Source organism: Maledivibacter halophilus (genome assembly GCF_900167445.1).
Taxonomy (GTDB): Bacteria; Bacillota; Clostridia; order Peptostreptococcales; family Caminicellaceae; genus Maledivibacter; species Maledivibacter halophilus.
The window spans coordinates 343,162-366,209 of record NZ_FUZT01000003.1; the positions used below are offsets into that span (position 1 = coordinate 343,162).

Genomic DNA, 23,048 nt, shown 5'->3' on the forward strand with positions numbered 1-23,048 from the left:
AGCTAATCCAGCCAGGGTGCTTTTTACTTATCTACTTCTAATACTACTTTAAACTTTACTGAAAACGAATTAGCAGCCTCCGACTCTGGAAGTCCATCAACTATTTCATACTCTTCATCAAACTCATCAAAGAAATTCTTGTAATCATCATAGCTTGGAAATATTATGCCATCCATAGATCCCTTTCTAATCTTACCTTTAATATAATCTGATAAACAATACATTAAAAACTCCTGATGTTTTTTACTAAGTTCTTCAAATCTCATTTTTATCCCCTCCTACTTTATATATAGAAATAGGGTGGGGATTTTACTATGCATAAAGCTAAATATTTCTTATACTACCTGCAGATACTAGGATACAAAAATGGATTCTAAGACTTAAGGTTTCTCTCTTGGCCAACTGCTATATTCCAACTTCAATGCCATTAAAAAAATCGTCAACACTTACAAGTCTTGACTTAAAGCCTTTCTCAATATCAAAAGTCTTAGGATTAGTTATAGTAATCTCAGGAACAACAAATCGAAATTCCTGTTGTTGTATAAAAAAATCATCTTTGCAGTACAAGTGTCTATAAACATTGTCTGTTGTCATTGTAAATACTCTCTTATTATTGAACCTATCAGATGCCCCCGTCAGATATTCTAATCTATCCATTGTTAATATCGACATATCATAATAACGGACTAATTCTGAGTAGCACTTTTCTTCAAAAGCTTGGGTAACACACCTTATAAAATCTTTTGGTGTCTCTATCACTAATGCAGAATCTGCATCTCCAAAGTGTTCTCTAATTATTCTTTCCTTCTCCTTGTCAAATTTTATTTTATATCTATTGGCAGAATAATAGTATTCACAATCTGTAATGAATCCAGAAGTTAAACAAAATACAGGCATTTTATTCACTCCGTCAAACCCCATATTCATGATTGCTTCATCTATTCTATTTATTACTTTATCACTTTCATGGTCTCTTATTACAACATCAGTAGCATTTATTAACATTCTCCCATCTAAAGTATCGCCCTGACCTTTTTTCAGTTGCTCTTTTTCAATATCGTTAAAGCGGCCACTGTTAGAAAAATATACTTTTCCATTCTCAAGCTCTACTAAATGTTCCCTTCTACCAAACTTTACAAGGAATAATATTTCTTGACTCCCCATAATCCCCTACCCTCCTTTTTACCCAATTATACAACAAAACCCCCAAGGATTAAATCCCTAGGGGTATGCTTGTATCAACTCATTACTGAGTTAGTTATAATTCTTAATTATAGTCCCATTGCTGCTTCAATTTCAGCAATTGTTTCTAGGTCAGCTTTAACTTCAAATACTACTCCAGCTATATCTGCTTTAGCTTCTGCACCAAGTGCATCATAATCTTCGCTGATAGCTTCTAAAGCTGTAATCATAGCTGCTATATCTGCTGCTCCATTTACATCGCTGATTAAAGTTGTATAATCTCCTAAATAACCAGTAGTAAATATCGCAGTTTGTAAAGCATCAAAGTCTGCTGGAGCTGTTGCTTCTTCAGCTAATGCATCAATTACGTATTGAGCAAATTCAGCTTTAGCTGCGTTTGGAGTTAAGTTTGTAAATTCGTTAGCTGGTTGTAAATCAAATAATAATGTTCTCATTTCAGCTGCAGATTTTGTATTCAATGCGTCTGCATAAATAACTAATTTTTCTGTTTCTGCTCCTAGATGTTTAACACTTCCAGAAGTATTCACATCAGCTTTTAGTGCTGCAAGAGCAGTAGCATCTGTAGGATCACCTTCTAGAGTTGTAACACTACCAGCCAATGCATCATATGATGCACTACCAGTAGTATAATCTTCATCATATGCTACTTTCCAAGCTGCTTCAAAGTCTGCCATTGCATCTTTAGCATCTTGTACTATAGTTAAATCTAACGTTTCAGCTTCAAGTGCTGCAATTGCAGGAGTCAAAGTTGTAAGAGCAAGTTCAGTTTTTGTTAAGTCTTCTTTTTCTAAAGCTTCAATTGCTGCTACAAGATCATCATATTCAGTTACAGCACCTTCTGCTGGAACTTCACCATTAGCTGCTACAAAGTCTGCCAATGCTGTTTCAGCTTTTACGATTTCAGCATCTGCTGCTTCACGAGCGTCAGCAATTGCTTCTAATTCAGCATCTATTGCTTCTATAATCTCCGCTTTAGTATCTCCATTACTATCTGTAACTTCATCATTTACTAATACAAGTGCCTCTAATGCTGATTTGTATGCATTTAGCTCAGATGGTTTTGATCCATCTATGCTTCCAAATACAATTCCGTCGTCTCCAGCTACAACTGCATCAAGGTTGATTACATCAATTGCATCTGATATAGCATCGAAATCAGTCATAGCTCCATCAAGAGTATTTAAATCAGTATCAAAGATTGGTCCAGCTGTATCCATGTATGCATCCATATTTGCATCTAATACGTTGCTGAATTGTCCTTTTAATACTAGGTATTTAGCATATTCACTGGTTACTTCAGCATCTGTTAACTCTTCTTCAAAAGCATCAAATTCTGAATTTGCAGCAACAGCATCTACAACATCTTCTTGAACTTCTGCTACAGTGCTAAGAGGCTTAGCAGCTTCTTTTGCAGTATAGTAAGCATCAACTTTAGCTACATCAAAGCCTGTGAAATAAGCTTCATCAGCTAAAAGAGTTGCTAATTGAGCTGCAGTAGCTGCATTAATATCAGCAACTAATGTTTCAACTGCATCAAATTCAAGAGCTACATTAACTTCTTGTGTTGCTTCACCGATTGTTACTTCAACAACATATTCATCATCACCAAAAGTTTTGCTGCTAACATCAAATGTTACAACATTATCTATGATTTCAGCAGAATTAGCTGTAACTATTGCAGTTCCAGTCTTTGCACCTTCATCATCAAGTGCAAAAATAGCAACCTTTGCTGTTGCATCTTCTTCTGCTTCAAACGCTGCTACATTTAGTTCAATTGTCTTGTCAATAGCACTTACACTCTCAACAACCACTGAATGATCAATTTCAATCTCCTCAGTAGTTCCGTCAGCTTTTTTCAAAGTAATTGTATCTGGTAAAACACTTTCTTCTACATCAGTCATATCAACAGCATTTTTAAGATTACCTGTTGGAGTTTTAAATAAAATACTTCCATTAGCTTCTGCAACTGCTCGTTGCAATTCAGGTATGTAGGAAGCGTCATCTAATAGTTCTAGTTCGTATGCTTTATTTCCAATAATTACTATGTTACTAGGAACTCCAGCAGCCATAGCAACTGAGGAAAACATAAGCATAAACACTATAACTAAGCTTAGAACTCTAAATTTCTTCATTTAGGGTATTCCTCCTTAATATTTTAATATTTTTAGGAAAGCAATTTAAGTGCTTTGGCACTTAAATTGCTTCTTACATTTTTAACTTATTGTTTTACTTCTTTAACTTATTTTGCTTCTACTTCTACTTCTACATCTTCAGCTATAACTTCACCATCAGCATCATATAAAGTTACTTTTACAGTATCGCCTTCTTTAACACCAAATGTTACTGCTTCATCACCTAAATCTACTGGTTCTAAAGCTACATCTTCTCCTTGAGCAGTTTCTACCATATAAGTTGCTGCATCATCATATCCTTCTACTTTAACTTCCACAACAACACCGATAGTACTTTCTGTAGGTCTTACTGTAACTGTAATTTCTTCATCTCCACCAACAGAATCTTCCAACGCATCAATAGCATCTTCAATAGCTTTTACAGCATCTTCTATTTCTTCTTCATCATCTGAATCTTCCATAACTTCTTCAGCATCTTTTAATGCATCTTCTAAATCATTCCAAAGATCAGAATCATAATCATCTTCGTCATTATCTTTTAGAAAATCTTCAGCATCTTCTATAGCATCTTCTAAATCAGATTTGTCTATAGGATCGCCAAGAAGCTTAAGCTCTACGATTAAATCTTCATCATCTTCATCATACTCAATTACTTCTACTCTCATTCCTTCTTTAAGTTCATCTTGGATATCTTCACCCATTGCAAGAACTTTTTTTCCATCTTTATCATAAAGAATTGTATCTTCATCTATTTCTTTACGATCGCCATCAATTATAATTCTGTTACTACCAACATAATCTACTGTACCTTCATCACCTTCGCTGCCACCTTCATCAGAATCTTTTAATTCTTCACGAAGTGTAATTGCCACGATTTCGCCTTTGTTGTCATCATCTCTTACAGCCTTGAAGTATTTGTAATCAGCGATATCTTTAACTTTACCTGGATCATCAGCTTCTTTATCTTCATCAAGAATCCAAACTACAACGCCTTTAGCTAATCTCATGGATTCTCCATTAACAACTACATAATCATCGTCTTTATCGCCATCTTCATCTTTATCAAATTTAACATATCTGTCTTCTATGATGTCATAAGACTTATCAAGTTTTGCTTCATCATCAGTATTCATTTTGAAAGCAACAATATCTCCATTGCCAAAGTCATCTTCGTCTTCTAATACGTAATCGTCTTCACCTTTTTCGAAAACATCTATTGCAACTATATCATCGTCACCGTTACCTGCTGTTCCAACATCTTCAGTTACAACACCAAAGTAAACATCATCGTCAACGCCTTCGAATTCTGGATCTATGAATACAACCATATCAGCGTCTTTACCTGGTTTACCAAGTATAACTGCTCTCTCATCTGATTCAGCTTTGAATTCAGATTCATATATTGATTTATAGCTTATAACCTTTGGATCTAATTCTGACTCATCATCTAATGCAGTCATGAAAACTGTATCTTCATCAATGTAGAACTTAGTTTTGTCTCCATCTTTGTCTACTAAATATAAAACATCTTCATCACTGTCTTTTTCTATTGCAGGAGCATCATTATTTGTCAATAAACTATTTTCTACTAATTCGATTTTTAAATCTTCATCATCGATGTCGCCATCTTTGTTAAGTTTGAACTGCATAATAGCAAATTCTAATCCATCTTCAACACTGTCAAACCAATAGTCTTCATCTATGTCTCTTAATGGCTTAGCATCGCTTCTATCATCAAACTCATACTTAGCTTCTTCTTCGTCACCTTCAGCGTCTGGTATAACAACTTCTACCTCTGCCTTTGAACCAAAGTCTGCATAAGTTACTACAGCATACTTAGTTGCGCTAGTAGCTTTAGTATCACTGAAGATTAATTGAACTTCATCATTTAAGTCTAATACTGCAGTTACTTCTTCTCCATTGATATCGTCTAAACTATCTTTGTTTGAATATGCTTTGAAGCTGTCAAACTCATCATCTGAATATGCTGCTCCATCATATGCCTTGTCATAATTTTCTCCGTCTATCTTCACTTCGTCATTTTTAACTTTTTCAAGCTCTCCACTTACTGTAGAGTTTTTAACTACTAAGTATAGCTCATCGCTATCTTCCCATGCATAGATTGCACTGTTTACATCAACATCATCGATGTCAATTACTTCAAATTTTTCATTGTAAACAAATACGCCATCATCATAATCAGATAGATCTAAAGTTTCTTCATCACCAGTTCTATCAACGAATTCGTATTCATCATCGTCTATCTTGAATACAACACCAGCTTCAACTTCACCAAAGTCGAATAAATTAGCATAAGCTACTTCGTCATCATCGTTAAGTACAAAATAACCATATGCGTCTGCTGGAATTTTGTCTAATTTTTCTTCTTCGAAGTTTACATAAACTTCTGCATTTTTAGCCCAGTCATATTCTTCATCATCAACATAAAGATAAACTACTTCATCATCTGAATCTTTTTTAACTATAGTGTCAAATTTAATATTGTCTTCATCAGTGTCAACTTCTAAGTTAACTATTTGATCATCGTCAGCCCAGATTGTTACTTCTAATCCAAGAAGTGTATCAAGGTTAACATCACCTATTAATAATTCATATATGTCACTACCATCGTCTTCACTGTCTACTTCGATTTCATTATCTTTTAATGAACTCTTAATATTTGGTACTGCAGTAACTACACCTTCTATTTCATCAATATGTAGCTTTGTCTTTAAAAGAGTTTTGTCATCATCATCATTTTTATACTCTGGAGTGTCTCCCCAAGTAGCTTGATACATTAAGTTAACATCTAAAGATGCATCTACCATCTTAGCAACGTCTCCACGAGTTGCTGCTGATGCGTCTGCAAATGAAATGTCATCTGTAATGTCTTCTTCTGCAGCCACTGCAAGGTATCCATTTGGATATCCACCCATAGCTTGTGCTTTAGGCTCATATCCTAATGCCCTTACTATCATAGTAACTGCTTGAGCGTAAGTTACTTTATCTTCTGGTCCAAATGTTCCATCACCACGACCATTTATGATTTCCATACCTGCTGCTTGGTTAATGTATCCTGAAGCCCAGTGTCCTGCAGGAACATCGCTAAAAGCAGTTGCTCCTTTGCTGTATTGTGCAGATTCACCTACTCCAACTGCATGAATCATTATCTTAGCAAATTCTGCTCTTGTAATTGTTTTTTCTGGTTTGAATTCTCCATCGTCATAACCAGATACGATTTCTAATGCTATTAATCTTGTTACAGCATCTTCATAATCTGTACCTTCAACATCTGCTGGAGCTGCGAAAGCAAATCCGAAGCTTCCAAGTACCATTGAAAGTACCAATACTAATGAAAGTATCTTTCTCATGTTTAAATTTCCTCCTTTTATTTTGTTCTTTTTTTGTAGTGAGATTTTTGAATCAACCCTTTATATCCTTCCCACTGAGAATAAAATGGGTTAAATCTATAGAAGTGGAAAAGATTTAAAATCAAATCCACCTTCTAACATAATAAGATTGAGTAATATAAAACTCAAGTTGTTCAAATAGCCTGCCTAAGAAATATAAACCTAATATGTATTTTTTTATCCTAATCAGGGAATATATAGATTAATCACTAACGATATAATACCATAATTTTTTTTCCCATTCAATGCGATTTATATTACAATATTATTACATGTTGTTTTCACTAGTATTTCATCATGTTTTTTAGAATTTTTTTAAAATCTTTTTTAAAGCAAAAACACGAAAAAAACCTATACATAAATGTATAGATTTTTTTCGTGTTTATTGTTTCTTTTGTATCCTATTCCTCTTCAACAAGGGATAATTCTACAACTACTCCATCTTCAACTTCAAGAATATTTACTTCTGTTTGATTTTTTACTATATTATCTTTTATATCTGTGTTTCCAATTGCAATTAAATTACCTTCTGCATCATAGAGCGTTGTATCTTCATCTAATGTGTAAACAGTTCCATCAACTGCGATCTTTGTTCCTGAAGTGTTGATATAAGATACAACACCTGTTTCTGTTTTATTGTCTTGAGTATCTTCATCACTTTCTTCTGAAACAATAGCTGCCACTATGATACCTTCATCATTGTAAAGATATTTAAATACTTCATAGTTATCTACTTTAGATCTAGCCACTTTGTTTTCTAATTCGTCAGTGTCATCTTCATAGATTACAGCTGATGTATCTAATTTTCTATCTTCACTATCATTAAGATCTTCTACCCAACCATCGTTGTACTTGATTCCATCTTCGTCAACATCTTGATTATCTGCTTCGCTTGCTAGTACTGCTTTATTATCAGTGTTTAGCTTGAATGCAACTAAGTCACCAACTTGGAAGTCATCTTCATCTTTAACTGCATATTCATTTACGCCTTCTCCTGCAACATCAATTTTAGCCATATCGTTATCGCTTGTAGTCCACTGGTCTAATACAACACCGTAATAAACGTCATCGTCAGCACCTTCAAAGTCTTTGTCTAGGAATACAATCATTTCTGCATCTTTACCTTGGTCACCAAATACTAAAACTCTACTACCTTCAATTGCATTTTCATAGATTTCTTCATAGTCGATTACTGCTGGGTCTAATTCACCTTCGTCTTTACTATTTGAATCTAATGCTGTCATGAATACTGTGTCTTCAGAGATATAGTATCTATGTCCCTGAACATCTAATCTGTCAGAATCAGTTGACTTAGTTAAATCTCCTATTTCATAGTTTTCACCTTCTGCAGCTGCTGGTAAATTGTCACCGGCATATACAAGTTCAACTATATTTGCTTCTCCATCGGAAATTTCTCCATCAGAGTTAAGCTTAAACTCCATTGCTGCAAAGGATAAATCATCGTTACCATTGTTTGAATCTTGATTTTCAAAGTATTGTAAATCTTCAAGTCTAGAACCATCTGCTCTAGTTTCAAATTCATAGTTTACTTCATCTTCTTTTGTGAATACTGTTGCTTCTGATTTTGATCCAGCTTCACCATAAGTTACAATACCATACATAGTTCCACTAGTAGCTTCACTATCACCAAAGATTAACTGAACTTCACCATTTAAATCTAATACTACTGTTACTGTTTCTCCATTAAGGTTATCTAAATCTTTTCTATCATCATAGATACCGAAGCTGTCAAATTTATCATCTGAGTAAACTGCACCATTTGATGCATGTCTGTCATAAGCTTCTTCATCTACTTGTATCTGATCATCTTTAACTCTATTAAGTTCTCCGTTTACTGCTTTGTTTATAACGATTAAGTATAGTTCATCACTATCTTCCCAACCGTAGATTGCACTATTTTCTTTTATTTGATCCTTGTCAATTGCTTGCATTTTTTCATTGTAAACAAATACTCCATCTTCATAATCAGCTAAATCTAATTCATTGTTGTCGTCACCGTCTCTGTCAACATATTTGAATACGTCACCATCAGCATCAAATACTACACCTGCTTCAACTTCACCAAATTCAAATAAGTTAGCATAAGCAACTTCTTCACTGTCATTGAATACGAAATATCCATATGCATTTGCAGGAATTTCATCTACATCTACTTCTTCAAAGTTAACGTAAGCCTTTGCTCCCTTTGCCCATTGATATCCTTCATCATCAACATAAAGTTTTACTTCATCTTTAGTTGAGTTTTCAGCTACACTATCAAATAATATATCGTCTTCATCTGTTTCAATTTCTAGGAATACTATTTCATCATCATCAGCCCATGCTGTTACTTCTAAACCTAAAAGTGCATCATAATCTGCATCAACTAATAATTTGTAATCTTTACCATTGATTTTGATTTCATTTTCTTCAAGTGAACTGTCAGTATTTGGTACAGCAGTAACTATAGCTAATGTATCATCTACTGATTTGATTTCGTCAACACCTAGCTTTGTAGTCATAAGTGTTTTATTTTCATCTTCTTCGTACTCTGGGTATTCTCCCCAAGATGTTTGAACCATCATTGGCACTGTAAGAGAAGCATCTACCATTTTAGCCACGTCTCCACGAGTTGCTGCCATTGCATCTACTATATTTACATCTTCAGTAATATTCTTTTCAGCACCTACTGCAAGGTATCCTCCAGGATATCCACCCATTGCAGTTGCCTTTGGCTCATATCCAAGAGCTCTTACTATCATAGTAACTGCTTGTGCATAAGTTACTTGATCTTCTGGTCCAAAGTTTCCATCTCCATAACCATTGATAATTTTCATATCAGAAGCTACATTGATGTATCCAGCAGCCCAGTGATTTGCAGCCACGTCAGAGAATAATGTTTGTCCTCCCGCGTATTGTGCCGCTTCACCAACTCCAAGAGCAGTAACCATTATTTTTGCAAATTGTGCTCTTGTTATTGTTTCGTTTGGTCTAAATGTTCCATCTGGAAATCCTGATAGGATTTCTAATGCCACAAGTCTTGTTACAGCATCTTCATAATCTGTACCTTCAACATCTGCTGGAGCCGCAAATGCAAATCCTAGGCTTCCAAGTACCATTGAAAGTACTAATACTAATGAAAGAATTTTCTTCATTTTTCTTCCTCCCTGTTTTCTTTAAATTTTTGCCTATCGGCATAGGTTAATTTTATATATTAATGGGAAAATCTGTTTTTGGAATTTTCCTCATTAAAAGCTTTGTCTTTAGTGATGTATATTTATTTATAAATAACAATAAATATTTTCTCCGCTTGACATAATCCATTATACTATTTGTTTTCTTTATAGTCCATTACAACTATATTACAATTTGTTACACTAGGTTTACATAATAATATTATTTGGAAACCTTTGTATATTTATTTATTTTTAGCTAAAGTTAGGCATGGTTTCCTGCATTGGATTATAGAACCTTTGTTCCCGTGGGGAATAAAAAAAGAGATACTACTTTTTCCTTCGTAGCATCTCTTTTTTCATCTCTATATTCTTTACTTTATCTCTATTTATTGTTTTTTAGAGCCGCCTTTATTAAGTCCCTAAAGAGTGGATGGGGTCTTGTGGGTCTTGACTTAAATTCCGGGTGGAATTGTCCTGCCACATACCAGGGGTGATCCTTTAGTTCAATTATTTCCACCAGTCTTTCATCTGGGGATATTCCGCTTATTATAAGTCCCTTTTCCGTCAGCTTTTCTCTAAAATGGTTGTTGAACTCATATCTATGTCTGTGTCTTTCATATATGAGGTCCTCTTTATATGCATCCTTTGCCTTTGTTCCTTCATAGACTTTACAAGGATATGTTCCAAGTCTCATTGTACCTCCAAGGTCTTCTATGTCTTTTTGCTCCGGCATAAGGTCTATAACGGGACTTGTGGTATTTGGATCCAGCTCTGAGCTGTGGGCATCCTTTAGTCCTACTACGTTTCGGGCAAATTCTACTACTGCCAGCTGCATTCCAAGGCATATTCCAAGGAAGGGTATTTTATTTTCCCTGGCGTATTTTGCAGCTAATATTTTTCCTTCTACTCCTCTATCGCCAAAGCCTCCTGGAATAAGTATTCCATCTGCATCCTTTAACTTTAAGTTTATGTTTTCTTCAGTTAGATACTCTGAATGTACCCAGTGGATTTCAACCTTGGCTTCATTGGCTATTCCTGCATGCTTTAATGCCTCTGCCACTGAAAGGTAGGCATCCTTTAGTTCTACGTATTTACCTATTAGAGCTATTTTCACTTCTTTTTTTGGATTCATTTCTATTTCAACGATTTTTTTCCATTCCTCTAGGTTTGGCTTTTGACATTGAAGGTTTAATCTATTACATACTAGCTCCGGTAATCCTTCCTCCTCCAATATTAAGGGAACTTCATATAAGGAGTCGGCATCGGGGTTTTGTACTACATTATTTGGATCTAAATTACAGAATAGTCCTATTTTATCCTTTATTTCCTCTGAGATAGGTCTTTCGGTTCTACATACTATTACATCGGGCTGTATTCCTATTTCTCTAAGCTGCTTTACACTATGCTGGGTGGGCTTTGTTTTCAGTTCTCCTGCCTTTGCAAGATAGGGTATTAATGTAACATGTATATACATTATATTTTCTTTACCTACATCGTATTTTATTTGTCTTATTGCTTCCATGAAGGGAAGGCTCTCTATGTCCCCTACTGTACCACCTATTTCTGTGATTACTATGTCGGGATTGCTGTCTCTGCTTACTCTAAATACTCTATCCTTTATTTCATTGGTTATATGGGGAATCACCTGTACCGTTGCTCCCAGATAATCTCCCTTTCTTTCTTTGTTGAGGACTGACCAGTATATTTTTCCTGTGGTTACATTGCTGTATTTGTTGAGGTTAATGTCTATAAATCTTTCGTAATGTCCAAGGTCAAGGTCTGTTTCTGCTCCATCCTCTGTTACAAATACTTCTCCATGCTGATAAGGGCTCATTGTTCCAGGGTCTACATTGATATAGGGGTCAAATTTTTGGATCGTTACCTTTAGTCCTCTTGATTTTAATAGCTGTCCTAGTGAGGCTGCTGTTATTCCTTTGCCAAGGGAGGATACTACTCCTCCTGTGATGAAGATATATTTCGCTGACATAAATTACCTCCTTCTGTTGGTTAAGCAAATTCCATAATTTAGATTTCCTTCAAAAATAGTGAGAGGTCACCCCTCGGGGTGACCTACCTTGTCTGTAACTTCCTCTATTGGCAGGGCACCCTCTTGGGGTGCTCTTTTTTTACAATTTCCTCAATTACAATAGTATATACTGAGGTTTTATTGTCGTCAAGGGGTTTTTATTTTCCAACTACTTCTATGGCTTTTTCAAGCTGTAGGTCTTCTGTGCCATTGCTATATACCCTAAGTACCTTTTGATTCATTTTCTCCCTTGTAGGGAAATCTAACTGGCCTGAAGGTGATATTTCTTGAGCCCTTTGGAATTGTTTTATAGCTTCTATGGTTTCTTCGTCCATTATTCCTGTGATTTCAACTTCATATCCTATAAATTTAAGTCTTTGCTGTGCTCCATAAATATTCAATCCCTTATCACCCAGCTTTGGATTTACATCCTCTATCATAGGTACAAACTGAGGAATGTCTTTATTATCTTCTTCACTAACATTTTTTATAACTATATCCGGTGTTACTCCTATACCATCGATTTTACTTTTATCTGATGTTAAATATTCTGCTATTGTTATCTTTATTCCCCCACCATTTGAAAGAGATGCAACGGTTTGTACAGTTCCCTTACCATAGGTTTGGGTTCCTATTATTGTACCTGAGTTTGTAGTCTTGACAGCACCTGCAAATATTTCTGAAGCACTTGCACTGCCGCCATTAACCAATACTACCAGTGGTTTGTCTATCTTTTCTCTTTTTGCCTTATAGGTATTTTTCAAATCACCTTTAAATTCTATGTGTACAATAGGTTCATCCTTTGGAACAAAATAATCTGCAACCTTTTCTACTTCACCTAGTATTCCACCTGGGTTGTCTCTAACGTCTACGATAAAGCCCTTTACATTCTTTGCCAAAAGATCATCCAATGCCTTTTTCATATTCTCATAGGTATTTTCATTAAAGGTTGTTATTTTTATATATCCTATATTATCTTCTATCACTTCATATTCTACAGGGTTTACTTCTACTATGGCCCTTTCTATATCAAAGTATAATATCTGAGGGTTATTTCCTCTGGAGATACCAATACTAACCTTGGTACCTTCCTTTCCCCTCATTAATTTTATTGCCTTTTGTATATTTGCATTGCTGACGTCAACACCATCTACTGATTTGATAATATCTCCAGATTTCAGTCCTGCTTTTTCTCCAGGTGTACCCTTTATTGGAGCTATTATTGTGATTTTTTCATTTCTTACACCAACTGATATCCCTATTCCTGCGTAGGTTCCTGAGCTGTCCACATTAAAATCCTCGTAATCATCGGGACTAAAATAGGTGCTGTGAACATCCAATGCATCAAATAGCCCATTGTATGCTGCTTCCATCAGTTCTTCTTCTGTTACATCATATTTATATTTTTCTTGAACAAATCTTACCATGCCACCTAGGTAATTCAACCTGTCATTTAAGCTTAAAGATTCTTCAGAAACTTTATTGGCATAGGAAAGTCCAGTTGCCAGTAAAGCAATTATTACAACTAATGCTATGGATATTTTTTTAAATTTCATTGATCTAAACATATTTTGCCTCCTCAGTTAAAAATTAACTATATTTTCTCTATAATCTTTTTGAAGATCTCTTTGTAAAAACTCTAAAAACCTTACCATCATTGCAGAGGCTTCAGCCCTTGTCATGATTTTATCAGGATTTATATTATTACCTGTATCCCCGGTAACAAGGCCAAATTCATTTGCAACATATACATAGTCTCTAGCCCAATAGGGGATTTCTTCATCATCATCAAAGGCCATGTAGTACCCCGGTGTAGGAGACTTGGATTCAAAACCTAAAGCTCTTATCAATATTGTTATTGCTTCAGCCTTCACAAGGGGTTCATCGGGCCTAAATTCACTGCTGTTTGTACCCTTTATTACGCCCTTTTCTACAGCCTGCTTTATATCACTATAATCTTGATCTTCTACATCCATATCACTAAAATAGGATTCTTCCGGCTCTTCATTTCTTCGCCTTGGTCTTCTTCTGGTACTCTCTTCCTCATCCAATGTAGGTCTCATATTACATGCTTTTATGATACCCTTTATGAATTCTACCCTCGTCATAGGTGTATCTGGCAGGAAAAAGGTCGAACTTCCTTCAAATACATCAAGGGAGTAAAGCTTTTCGATATAATCCTGGGCCCAGTGTCCCGATACGTCCTTGAATTTAGGAATAATCAATCTTTCAACCTTTGGATTCATTTTTCGCGATAAGCTTATAGTATCTTTATCTCTTTTACCTCTCCTAGGTATATTATCTCTAAATTTAGGTAAATCATATCTGTATTCTGATACTACCTCTTGATTTGTTGCCCTCAAATGTCCTCCACTGAAGCTGGAAAAATTGGCTTCATTTTCAGAGTATTTTAGGGTTTTTGTAGTGCTGTCGGAGGTCTGTATATTCACTGTTCCCTGCCAACTAATTTCTTCAGCATCCTCTTCATCTTCCTCATCGTCTTCAAGGACAAATCCTTGAAAATTTATTATATGATCTAAAATTTGAGTTTCTGTTCCACCCCAGAAATTTTTATAGCCCACATCTCCACCAGAAATATCAACTATAACCTTACCATTTTCTTCATTGTCTCTATAATATTTGTAATATTTTCTTCCTTTAAAATTTCCAGAATAAAAATCGGAAGCAGGTCTATTGTCTATAACATCGGATTTTGAAAACTGATAATCCTCTAAGTCAAATTCTTCATCTTCTATTGTAATATTTTCCTTATAGTTATCATCTATCTCTGTATAGGCTATGGTCTGTCCCTTATCATTTCTCTTATCATATTTTGTTATAAGTGTAAGTCTTCTGGTAAGTCTTCCCTCTATGTCTTTATCTTCTGGAGCCAATCTAAAATCATATTTGATTATTTGTTCATCCTTCCTTTCACTAACTTTAACACTATACTCTCCCACAAATTTAATAGGTTCACCGGTCAAAAATACTATCTCAGCATACTCATATTCGTTATGAACTCCACCTGCAAAATCCATAGGCATTGCCCATCCTTTAAAGGGAATGATACACATAATTATTGTCATTGCTATGGCTGTAATCCTCTTCACTATTTTTCCCCCTTTATTTTACAAGAACAATTTTCCCTTTACTGCCTTTCCTTATCAAGTATAATCTGTCCTCTGGTTTTAATTCCTCAGGCAGGATCATTTTGTTATCCTTTATTATCATAGCGTCTTCTATAAGAACATGCAAGTTTGACCCCCTTGCCATCCATTGTTCTTTTCTAGAGCTCCAATCTCTTCCATCCCTAAGCTGAATTTTCCATCCTACTAAAGAATTCTCATATACCTTTTCTACTACTCCATTTGTCACTCTTTGACTATTTAAGGAATCAAGTTTTTCCTTTACAAGAATGGAGGATATCCTATCTCCATCGGTATATATATATCCATACCAGTCATCTTCATCGTCATCATTATCATCATCTACGGAATAATCCCTCTCGAAAAACTCCTCAGCTGTTATTTTTTCATTATTTTCAAGGTCAAATATATATGTATCATCGTCATAGTACAGCTCCTTATCGTCACCAAAGGATTCCCATTCATTTTCTTCAAGGAGGAAGAAATCATCTAATATAACTTTGTTTCTTGTTATTTCTTCAAGCTCTCCTGCATATATATATGCCTGTCCTATATTTGAGTTGTTTATATTTTCATTATATACGTAAATAACATCTATGATGCTTCTACTATTTCTTCCATCGGATATGATCAGGGCATCGCTATCTGGATTTAATGAATACTTATCTACCATCCTGCCGCTCTTTATGATTATTGTTCCGTCATTGAAGCCTAAATTGACTTTATTATTGGCTAACTCTAGATATTCAGTATACCAGTTTATTTCTTCTATTTTATCTGAATATCCCCTTTCATAAAGGTTTTTTATAACCATTTTTTCGATTTTATTATGTCCAAAGGAATCTTTAAGGGCCATGTATGCCCTTTTGCCATAGTAATACTTAAGCTTTTCAGGGGGAATTTTGCTGCCCCCTATATATATAGGGGTATCTGATGAATATTCAATAGTCATTGAATCCCCTAAGGTCTCCCAGTCTCCGTTTCTAAATACTTCAACATCCCCAAGAGTAATACTGTCTTCATAGGGATCTGCAAGTTTAATATTTCCCCTGCAAAGCTCCTTTATTTTTATAGATGAATCGCTTTGTATTTCCATTTTGCTGATTATATTAGAATTAATTTCATCAAAATAGAGCTTAACTCTGTCTCCTTCATAGAGTACATCGGGATTTACAGCTTTATTATCCTTTAGTAGTATTGTTGATTCAGAGGTATAATAGGTCTGTTCCTCTCCCCAGGGAAGCCTGATTGTCAATTGATTTCTGTCAATTGTTTTGATTGTTCCACTTCTGAATTTTCCTCCCTCTTCTATATATCCCAGGTTTGAGGTGGAATAGCCCTCAAGGTGTCTCAGCCTCCACCCTCTAAGCTCTCCATAAACTTCTATTCCTGCTCTAAAATCTGAGAGCTGTGCTTCTCTGTTATCAATTTTTATTATGGCATCCTCAGTCAAGGATAGCTTATGGATAGTTCCATCATATCCTTCTATTTCTATTTCTTCCCCATCAATGCCATTATAAAAGCCTTCTACTATCCTTTTATTAGCAGGCTGTAAAGCATAGGCAATTGAAAAAGCATTAATCAAGAATATACATAGAATAATAAATGCTATATTTTTCTTTTTCATCTATTATCGCTCCCTACTGGCTTTGTCTTTTCCCTATTATTGAATATTTACCCAATCTATCTGATATTGCTCGTATATTTGAAGTATAGTCATGGGTTCTAGCTGCAATAGATGTCCATGCTCCTTCATATTCATCATATCTACACAGTTCTATTCTTTTGTATCTTCTCATATTGGCCTTTTTCAAATCAAAGTCAATTGCTATCTCAAATCCTGATTTAAGATGTTCAATATCACTATATTTTTCGCCATCAAAGAGTTTACCTTCCAATACAAAGGTCTTGGATAAATATCCTTCAGATAATTTTTTGTTATTCTCCTCTAAGGCTTCAGATCCAAAATCAATTCTAAATCTTACTCCTACATCTTCATTTGATCTATTTTCCCTTATGGTAGTATTATAAAAGATTTTAGGGTTAAACTTTAAGTCAAATTCTCCTCCAACTATTTTTATATCCTGTGCATCACTGCTTGATATTACCTTTGCAGGCATATCTATTGTTATCTCCTTTATTCCTGCATACTGGGTTTTTGTAAGATCTAGCTCTATATTATCATCGTCATAATCCGATGTTCCAACAATGATTTCTAGTCTATTTCCCACTTGCTGAATATTTGTATCTTCAGCGATTTCACCATCCTCATCTTCAATTTCCTCAACTTTTCTTCCAGTTGAAACTGTATTACTTTTTCCATACTCAGAGGATTCTCCGTATTCTCCAACGGATTTTATCAAAAATCTATAATCTGTTTTTTTCTCTAAATCTTCAAATATAAAGGATGTTGAATCAGTTGAGCCTATGTACTGGGCTCCCCCATCATCTATCATAACAAACACTTCATAGTCAAAGGCTTTTTCTGTTTTTTTCCAGTCTACTTTTATATATTTATCATACATAAGAGTTGCAACTACATTGACTGGAGCAGCTATATCCGGCAGTCCATATTCAAGGCCCTCATATATATTACTTCCACCACCATCGGAATTTATAACTATTATAGTCAAATCTCCCATTGCGCCTTCAGGAGTTGTAACATCCAATGTCTCTGTATCTTGATATTCTACATCAGGTGCTTCTATACCTTCCTTTAGCACATAAATTTTTTCTCCAATATATACTATTTCACCTTCTGGGGATTCCTCATCTCCTACTTCTTCAAGTACAGGATTAAATATCACCCTTGCACCAGTATCAAAGCCTGAACCCTTGATCCTTATTTTTTCTCCACCCTCTACTGAGATAGTATATATCTTGTTCTCATCCTCTGTATCTACTACAGAGGTTATCTTGGGAGCGCTTATGTAGGTGAAAATTCCCACAGGTACTGACAGCTCTCCATCGGGATTTTCAACTTTTACTTCAACTTCCCCTGGATCATGGGGTGGTGTATAAACTACGATGGTTTGATAATTTATTACTTCTACATCCCTTTGGGGAACCTTTGTGCTTCCAAAATATACAGCAATTTCACTGCCATTCATAACATCTCTGAAATCTTCCCCTTTAATAGTAACTTTGGTCCCTCCAGTGCTGGGTCCTTTATCAGGAGTAAGAGAGCCTATCTGGGGAAAGGTTTCTCCCTTTATAAATTGGATATATATAGGGGGATCTGCTTCATCGGAAGCCGCTGTACCCCCATCCTTATTTATAACAACAGCTCTATACATATTCCCTACATTGTCTTCAGAAACTCCCGGCATAGTAAAGGTGAATTTGTTGGGCAATTGATAAGTAATATCCCCTTCTTCTATTGTAAGCAGATCAGAAATCTTGATTACTGCTCCCTCTCTAAAGTCCTTTCCATGTATACTAACTGTATTTCCACCCTTATAGGTTACTTCCAGAACTAAGGCATTGTCCTTTTCTACAGGGTCCCTTCCTTCCTTTGTAATATTAGTAATCTCAGGAGAACTGTCGGGGTTTTTATAGGTGAATTCCGCCTCTCCTTCTCCTCCATCGGGATTTATTACAATAAGAGGGACTGTCCCTATGGTATAATAGCTGGGGGTATAAACCATAATCTGCTCCGAGCTTATATATTCAACCTTTGGAGAATATCCTCTCTCCACAAAAAGTCTTCTATCTTCAATCCATAGACGTATTAACTCATGTCCTCTATAGGAATTGCCTTCAGAATCCTTAAGTATACTTACATCTACGTATATATCACTATTATCATAGTCTGTTATTTCTCCTTGATATATAAGATCATATTCCTCAATAGAAAGCTTCAGTTTATCATTTGCTCCATCGTATTCTGCTTTAAAGCCTCCCTCAAGCTTTATGGTTGCCCTTGAGTTGTTTATAAGTCCTGAGTTTTCTTCATCTCTTTCTATTTCTGTATTGGTTATTCTTCCAAAGTTCACAAGTACTGTGGATAGATTTTTCAAAATTACATCCCCAGTTGAATCATACTGATACACTTTGATATAGCTTTTTTGAAAATTCTTTCCCTTTATTTCAACCTTGTCATAGCCTTGTTTCCTTCCTTCACCAGGTGTAACTGAATCAATGGAAGGGTTGGAGCTGTCATAGGTAAAATTAACTCTATTTGAAATTCCAGAGTCATTATTTACTATGTAGACATCAACCTCTTCCTCTCTGCTAGGAGGAAGTATTACCTTAAGGTATCCCTTTGAAAATTCAACAATTTTAGCTTCCTTATCTCCAAAATACACCTTTGGTAATATGGGTGATGCAAAGTATTGATCGTATTCTTCATGATCAAAGTCTCTGGGCTCTGTCCAATCCTCTTCTGTTCCAATCTGTTCTTCATTATTCCATATTCCATCTCCATTTATATCTTCATAATCCTCATCTTCATCTCGCTCTTTATTCCTGTTTTTATCGTTAAAGGGCTCAAAATATCTAAAATCGGAGCCTGTTATTTCAACAATATCTCCCCCAGCTGCATTTCCACTTTGAGGAACTATCTTGGTAATCTCAGGATTACTGGAGGGAATAACATAGGTAAATCCATCCTCCTTGCTGTCACTTCCTCCATCGGGGTTTACAACCACAACAGGTACGGTTATCCTGTCGGTATTTAATTCCTCACTCAAATCTCCGTCATAGGGAGGTACTACAGCCTTTATTTCTGTTCCATCGGTATTTACCTCTACATCATCTGCCTCTACTTCTACTCCATTTATAATAACCTTTGTTTTAGAGCTTCCATTATCTTCAAATTCACTACCGGAAATAGTTATGGTATATCCACCTTCAGTTGATCCTTGCTCAGGTTCTATTTTTTCAATTTGAGGTTTTGATTGGGGCTGTTTGAAATAGTAAAAGCCTTCCTCGTCTTTTTTGATATCTTTTTTGGTATCAGGGTTTACTACTGCAAGGTCATAATAGCCATCAGCCGGTAGAATAGGCACTTTAAAGCGTATTTGATTTTTACCTATAACCTCTACATTATCTCCTATAATTACATTGTTCTCTATTTTAAAGGGGGTCTTTATTCTAAGAGTTTTACCGTCAAGTGAAATATAATCTCCTCTTCCGTCGGTATCAACTGAAAGAGTAAATGACCCTCCCCCTACCTTGTCTGCCTTTATATTAGAGCCATCGGCTGAAAGCTTATATTTTTCATCAACTCCGTTTGTAATATATGGATTGTCCTTTACATCTTTTTCTATGGTATAGAAAGTATCGTCGTCTTCGTTGTGAAGCACTATGCTGTGGTAATAATCTTGAAGCTCTAAGGTTCCATTTGATATGGTCAATACCTTTTTTCCATCGGGGGCAGCATAATCTAAAAGCTTAATTTCCTTGGTTGAATCCTTTAGATTATAGGTGTTGATATCCTGTCCTTCTAAAAAAATCCTTGTTCCTATAAGCTTTAAAATACTATCTTCATTTGCTGTAGGATCGGGAAGTAGAAAGTTATCTCCAGTTACAACTACAAGGGTTCCCGTTTCTCCTTCCTTAGGTGAAAAACTAGTTATTTTGGGATTTGTATAGGTTTTTACATAGGTAAATGGAAATGTATCCATTCCTCCGCCTTCATTCATAACTATAAGCTGGGTTTCTCCCTCTCTTCCACCCTGTGATGTGAAGGTTATGTTCTTTCCATCCTGGGAGCGATTGATATTTTCAACTTCTACTCCGTCTATAAATACCCTTACTCCATCTTGAAAGTTACTTCCTGTTATTTCTACTTCTTCTCCCCCTTCTACGGTTACTACATTGGGATCCACATTATTAATTACAGGAATTTTATTTGCATCGGGCATTACAAATTCTACGGCATTGTTTTTCTGAATACTCAACCCAGGGTTTTCAGAGTTTCTAACTGGATTCGTTATTTTTACAAAGGTTTTTCCAAGGGTGGTGATGGTAGTTCCCTTTGGAATTGTCACCAGTATCTTAGTTCCTATTTCATTTCCCTCTGTACCGTCTAATTCTTCTCCTGCATCATTAAATATCTTTATATCCGCATTTGGATCATAATCATCCTCAGTAGAAAAGCTTTTATTTAATACCACCTCGCCAATTTCCACCTGGGGATACATTATTTTTTTGTCTCCACTGCCGTCATCATACTTATGTACTGCAAAGTTTTCTCCATAGATACCAATAAGAATATCATCTGTTACTTCATAGTCAGCTCCATTATCTTCCACCTGTATTTTTTCAGGAACTATTTCTGTAATATCAGGGGTCAATTTACTTGGTATATAGGTATAGCCGTCCTTTAGCTCTGCTCTTTCTTTTATGGGGATTGTATCTGTAATTGGGTTCCCATCTTCATCAACTTTCTTAATTTCAAAGATTGTTTCAATTTCAGCTACTACATCCTTTACAGGGTCATCTTCTGCGTCAGTTATCTGGGGTGTAATAACCTTTATTTTATCTAAGTTGTCAGTAAAGCTGTAGTCATAGCTGCTTCCTGAGGAATCTTTGGCAAATTTTGCCTTGCCGCCAATTGTTATATTTATAGTTCTAGTTACTTTCATAACATCAAAGTTGTTATAGGTACCAATTACTGAATCACTTGGATCCCCTTCATATTTTATTATCAATTTCTCTTCATTTGAATCAGCTTCTACACTTTTCTTATAAATAGGTGGGTCTGTTTCTGTTAAAGTAAACTCTGGTATATTTAAGGTTCCTAAAAACTCCCCGGATATTGTTACCTCCTGTCCAGAGTCAGGTCCTGTATTTGGTTGAACATTTATAATCTTGGCTTTGGTTTTTCCATCAATAACATGAAATTTCTCTGCTTCTGAATCTTCATCATTGTTGTCTACTCTTACAATATAAACCTGATTCACTTCATCCATGGGATCCTTATCCTGGGCAACTGCGTTTGTAAGAACAACATAATATTCCCCTACAGGAATATCAGGTACTTCTACCGTTAAAACATCTTCTCCTTCGGTATCTCCTGAATCCGGTAAAAAGGTCTTATTTTTTCCTTTGTTTTCATTTGTATAAGGGTCGGTTCCGTTTATATCAGTTAGAAAGAAAACATCATATTCATCTAAGTCCTGGGCTGTAAAATATACCTTATCACCTTTCTCTCCACGGTTTGGAAACATTTTTAGGTCCCTGAGGTTGTCAATTGATTCTACTAGTCTAAATTGCTCTTGATAAGTATATGTAATGGTTACATCTACAACTGTACCATTATTATCTGGAAAATCAACGGAGTCAGATTCTTTTTTTTCAAAGATAATATTTTGAAGTCCAAGATCTCCTGTTAAATTAGATTTTTTATATAGATCATTTTCCAAAGCCCTGTTTTCAAAAATGGTTTCCGCTCCAAGATGCTCGTATTTACCTATTATTTTCGCGCCACCCACGCCGCTGTCATCTATTCCAATTTTATCCAGATTTGAGCCTTGAAGAACTATTTCACCATCAGAATCAGCAGAATTCCTTTCAACCCGTCTTGTAACTCCTGATAGAGTAGGCATATTTTCTTCATTCAAAGCAATTTTATATCCCTCTATTACTAATAAACTTCCAAGCTGGTCATCGTCTAAATCAAATTGAAGAATACCTTCAGAATTTGTGGTTCTACTGGTAAGAGATTGGTATCCGCTGCTTGTTTGGATACCTACCTCAGCATTTTTAATATTGCTTCCATAAATCAAAACTCTTCTAGTTTCTAGATTTCTGTTTCTGTTATATATCTTATAAATGGTTACTGAATCTACCTTAAAATTGTCTGGATCAAGGGCATTAGCTATTATACTCTCCCAGCCGCCCATGCCAAAAAGCATTAAAAAGGCCATGAATAAGCCAAATATTCTCTTAATAAATCCTTTGTATTTTATTTTCTTCATTATGCTTCCACCACCTTATTAGAGTTACAA

Annotated in this window: 10 protein-coding genes; all 10 read right to left on the bottom strand. The window is 35.4% G+C overall.

What is annotated here, in order from left to right:
- Positions 1 to 23 precede the first annotated feature (23 nt).
- The gene (locus B5X81_RS07650; protein ID WP_079490672.1) at positions 24 to 266 is read right to left on the bottom strand and encodes a hypothetical protein; all 243 of its coding nucleotides are present in this window, start codon (positions 264 to 266) and stop codon (positions 24 to 26) included.
- 139 nt (positions 267 to 405) lie between these two features.
- Complete coding sequence (locus tag B5X81_RS07655) at positions 406 to 1,164, bottom strand: hypothetical protein (protein ID WP_079490674.1); 759 nt, start codon at positions 1,162 to 1,164, stop codon at positions 406 to 408.
- Between the two features lie 107 nt (positions 1,165 to 1,271).
- Positions 1,272 to 3,335: a hypothetical protein gene (locus B5X81_RS07660; RefSeq protein WP_079490675.1), complete on the bottom strand. Its 2,064-nt coding sequence runs from the start codon at positions 3,333 to 3,335 to the stop codon at positions 1,272 to 1,274.
- A gap of 107 nt (positions 3,336 to 3,442) precedes the next feature.
- The gene (locus B5X81_RS07665) at positions 3,443 to 6,706 is read right to left on the bottom strand and encodes an S-layer homology domain-containing protein (RefSeq protein WP_079490677.1); all 3,264 of its coding nucleotides are present in this window, start codon (positions 6,704 to 6,706) and stop codon (positions 3,443 to 3,445) included.
- A gap of 440 nt (positions 6,707 to 7,146) precedes the next feature.
- Positions 7,147 to 9,900 carry an S-layer homology domain-containing protein gene (locus B5X81_RS07670; protein WP_079490679.1) on the bottom strand — a complete coding sequence of 918 codons (2,754 nt, stop codon included), beginning with the start codon at positions 9,898 to 9,900 and terminating at the stop codon, positions 7,147 to 7,149.
- 403 nt (positions 9,901 to 10,303) lie between these two features.
- Complete coding sequence (locus B5X81_RS07675) at positions 10,304 to 11,908, bottom strand: CTP synthase (RefSeq protein WP_079490680.1); 1,605 nt, start codon at positions 11,906 to 11,908, stop codon at positions 10,304 to 10,306.
- Positions 11,909 to 12,105: 197 nt separating this feature from the next.
- Positions 12,106 to 13,515 (bottom strand): S41 family peptidase, encoded by a 1,410-nt coding sequence (locus B5X81_RS07680; RefSeq protein ID WP_079490681.1) that lies wholly within the window; start codon positions 13,513 to 13,515, stop codon positions 12,106 to 12,108.
- A 15-nt stretch (positions 13,516 to 13,530) separates the two neighbouring features.
- Complete coding sequence (locus B5X81_RS07685) at positions 13,531 to 15,057, bottom strand: S-layer homology domain-containing protein (RefSeq protein WP_208985011.1); 1,527 nt, start codon at positions 15,055 to 15,057, stop codon at positions 13,531 to 13,533.
- 13 nt (positions 15,058 to 15,070) lie between these two features.
- Positions 15,071 to 16,720, bottom strand: coding sequence for a hypothetical protein (locus tag B5X81_RS07690; RefSeq protein ID WP_208985012.1), 1,650 nt, complete (start codon positions 16,718 to 16,720; stop codon positions 15,071 to 15,073).
- 13 nt (positions 16,721 to 16,733) lie between these two features.
- Positions 16,734 to 23,018, bottom strand: a complete 6,285-nt coding sequence (locus tag B5X81_RS07695; protein ID WP_079490682.1) for an IPT/TIG domain-containing protein — start codon at positions 23,016 to 23,018, stop codon at positions 16,734 to 16,736.
- Between the last annotated feature and the right edge of the window lie 30 nt (positions 23,019 to 23,048).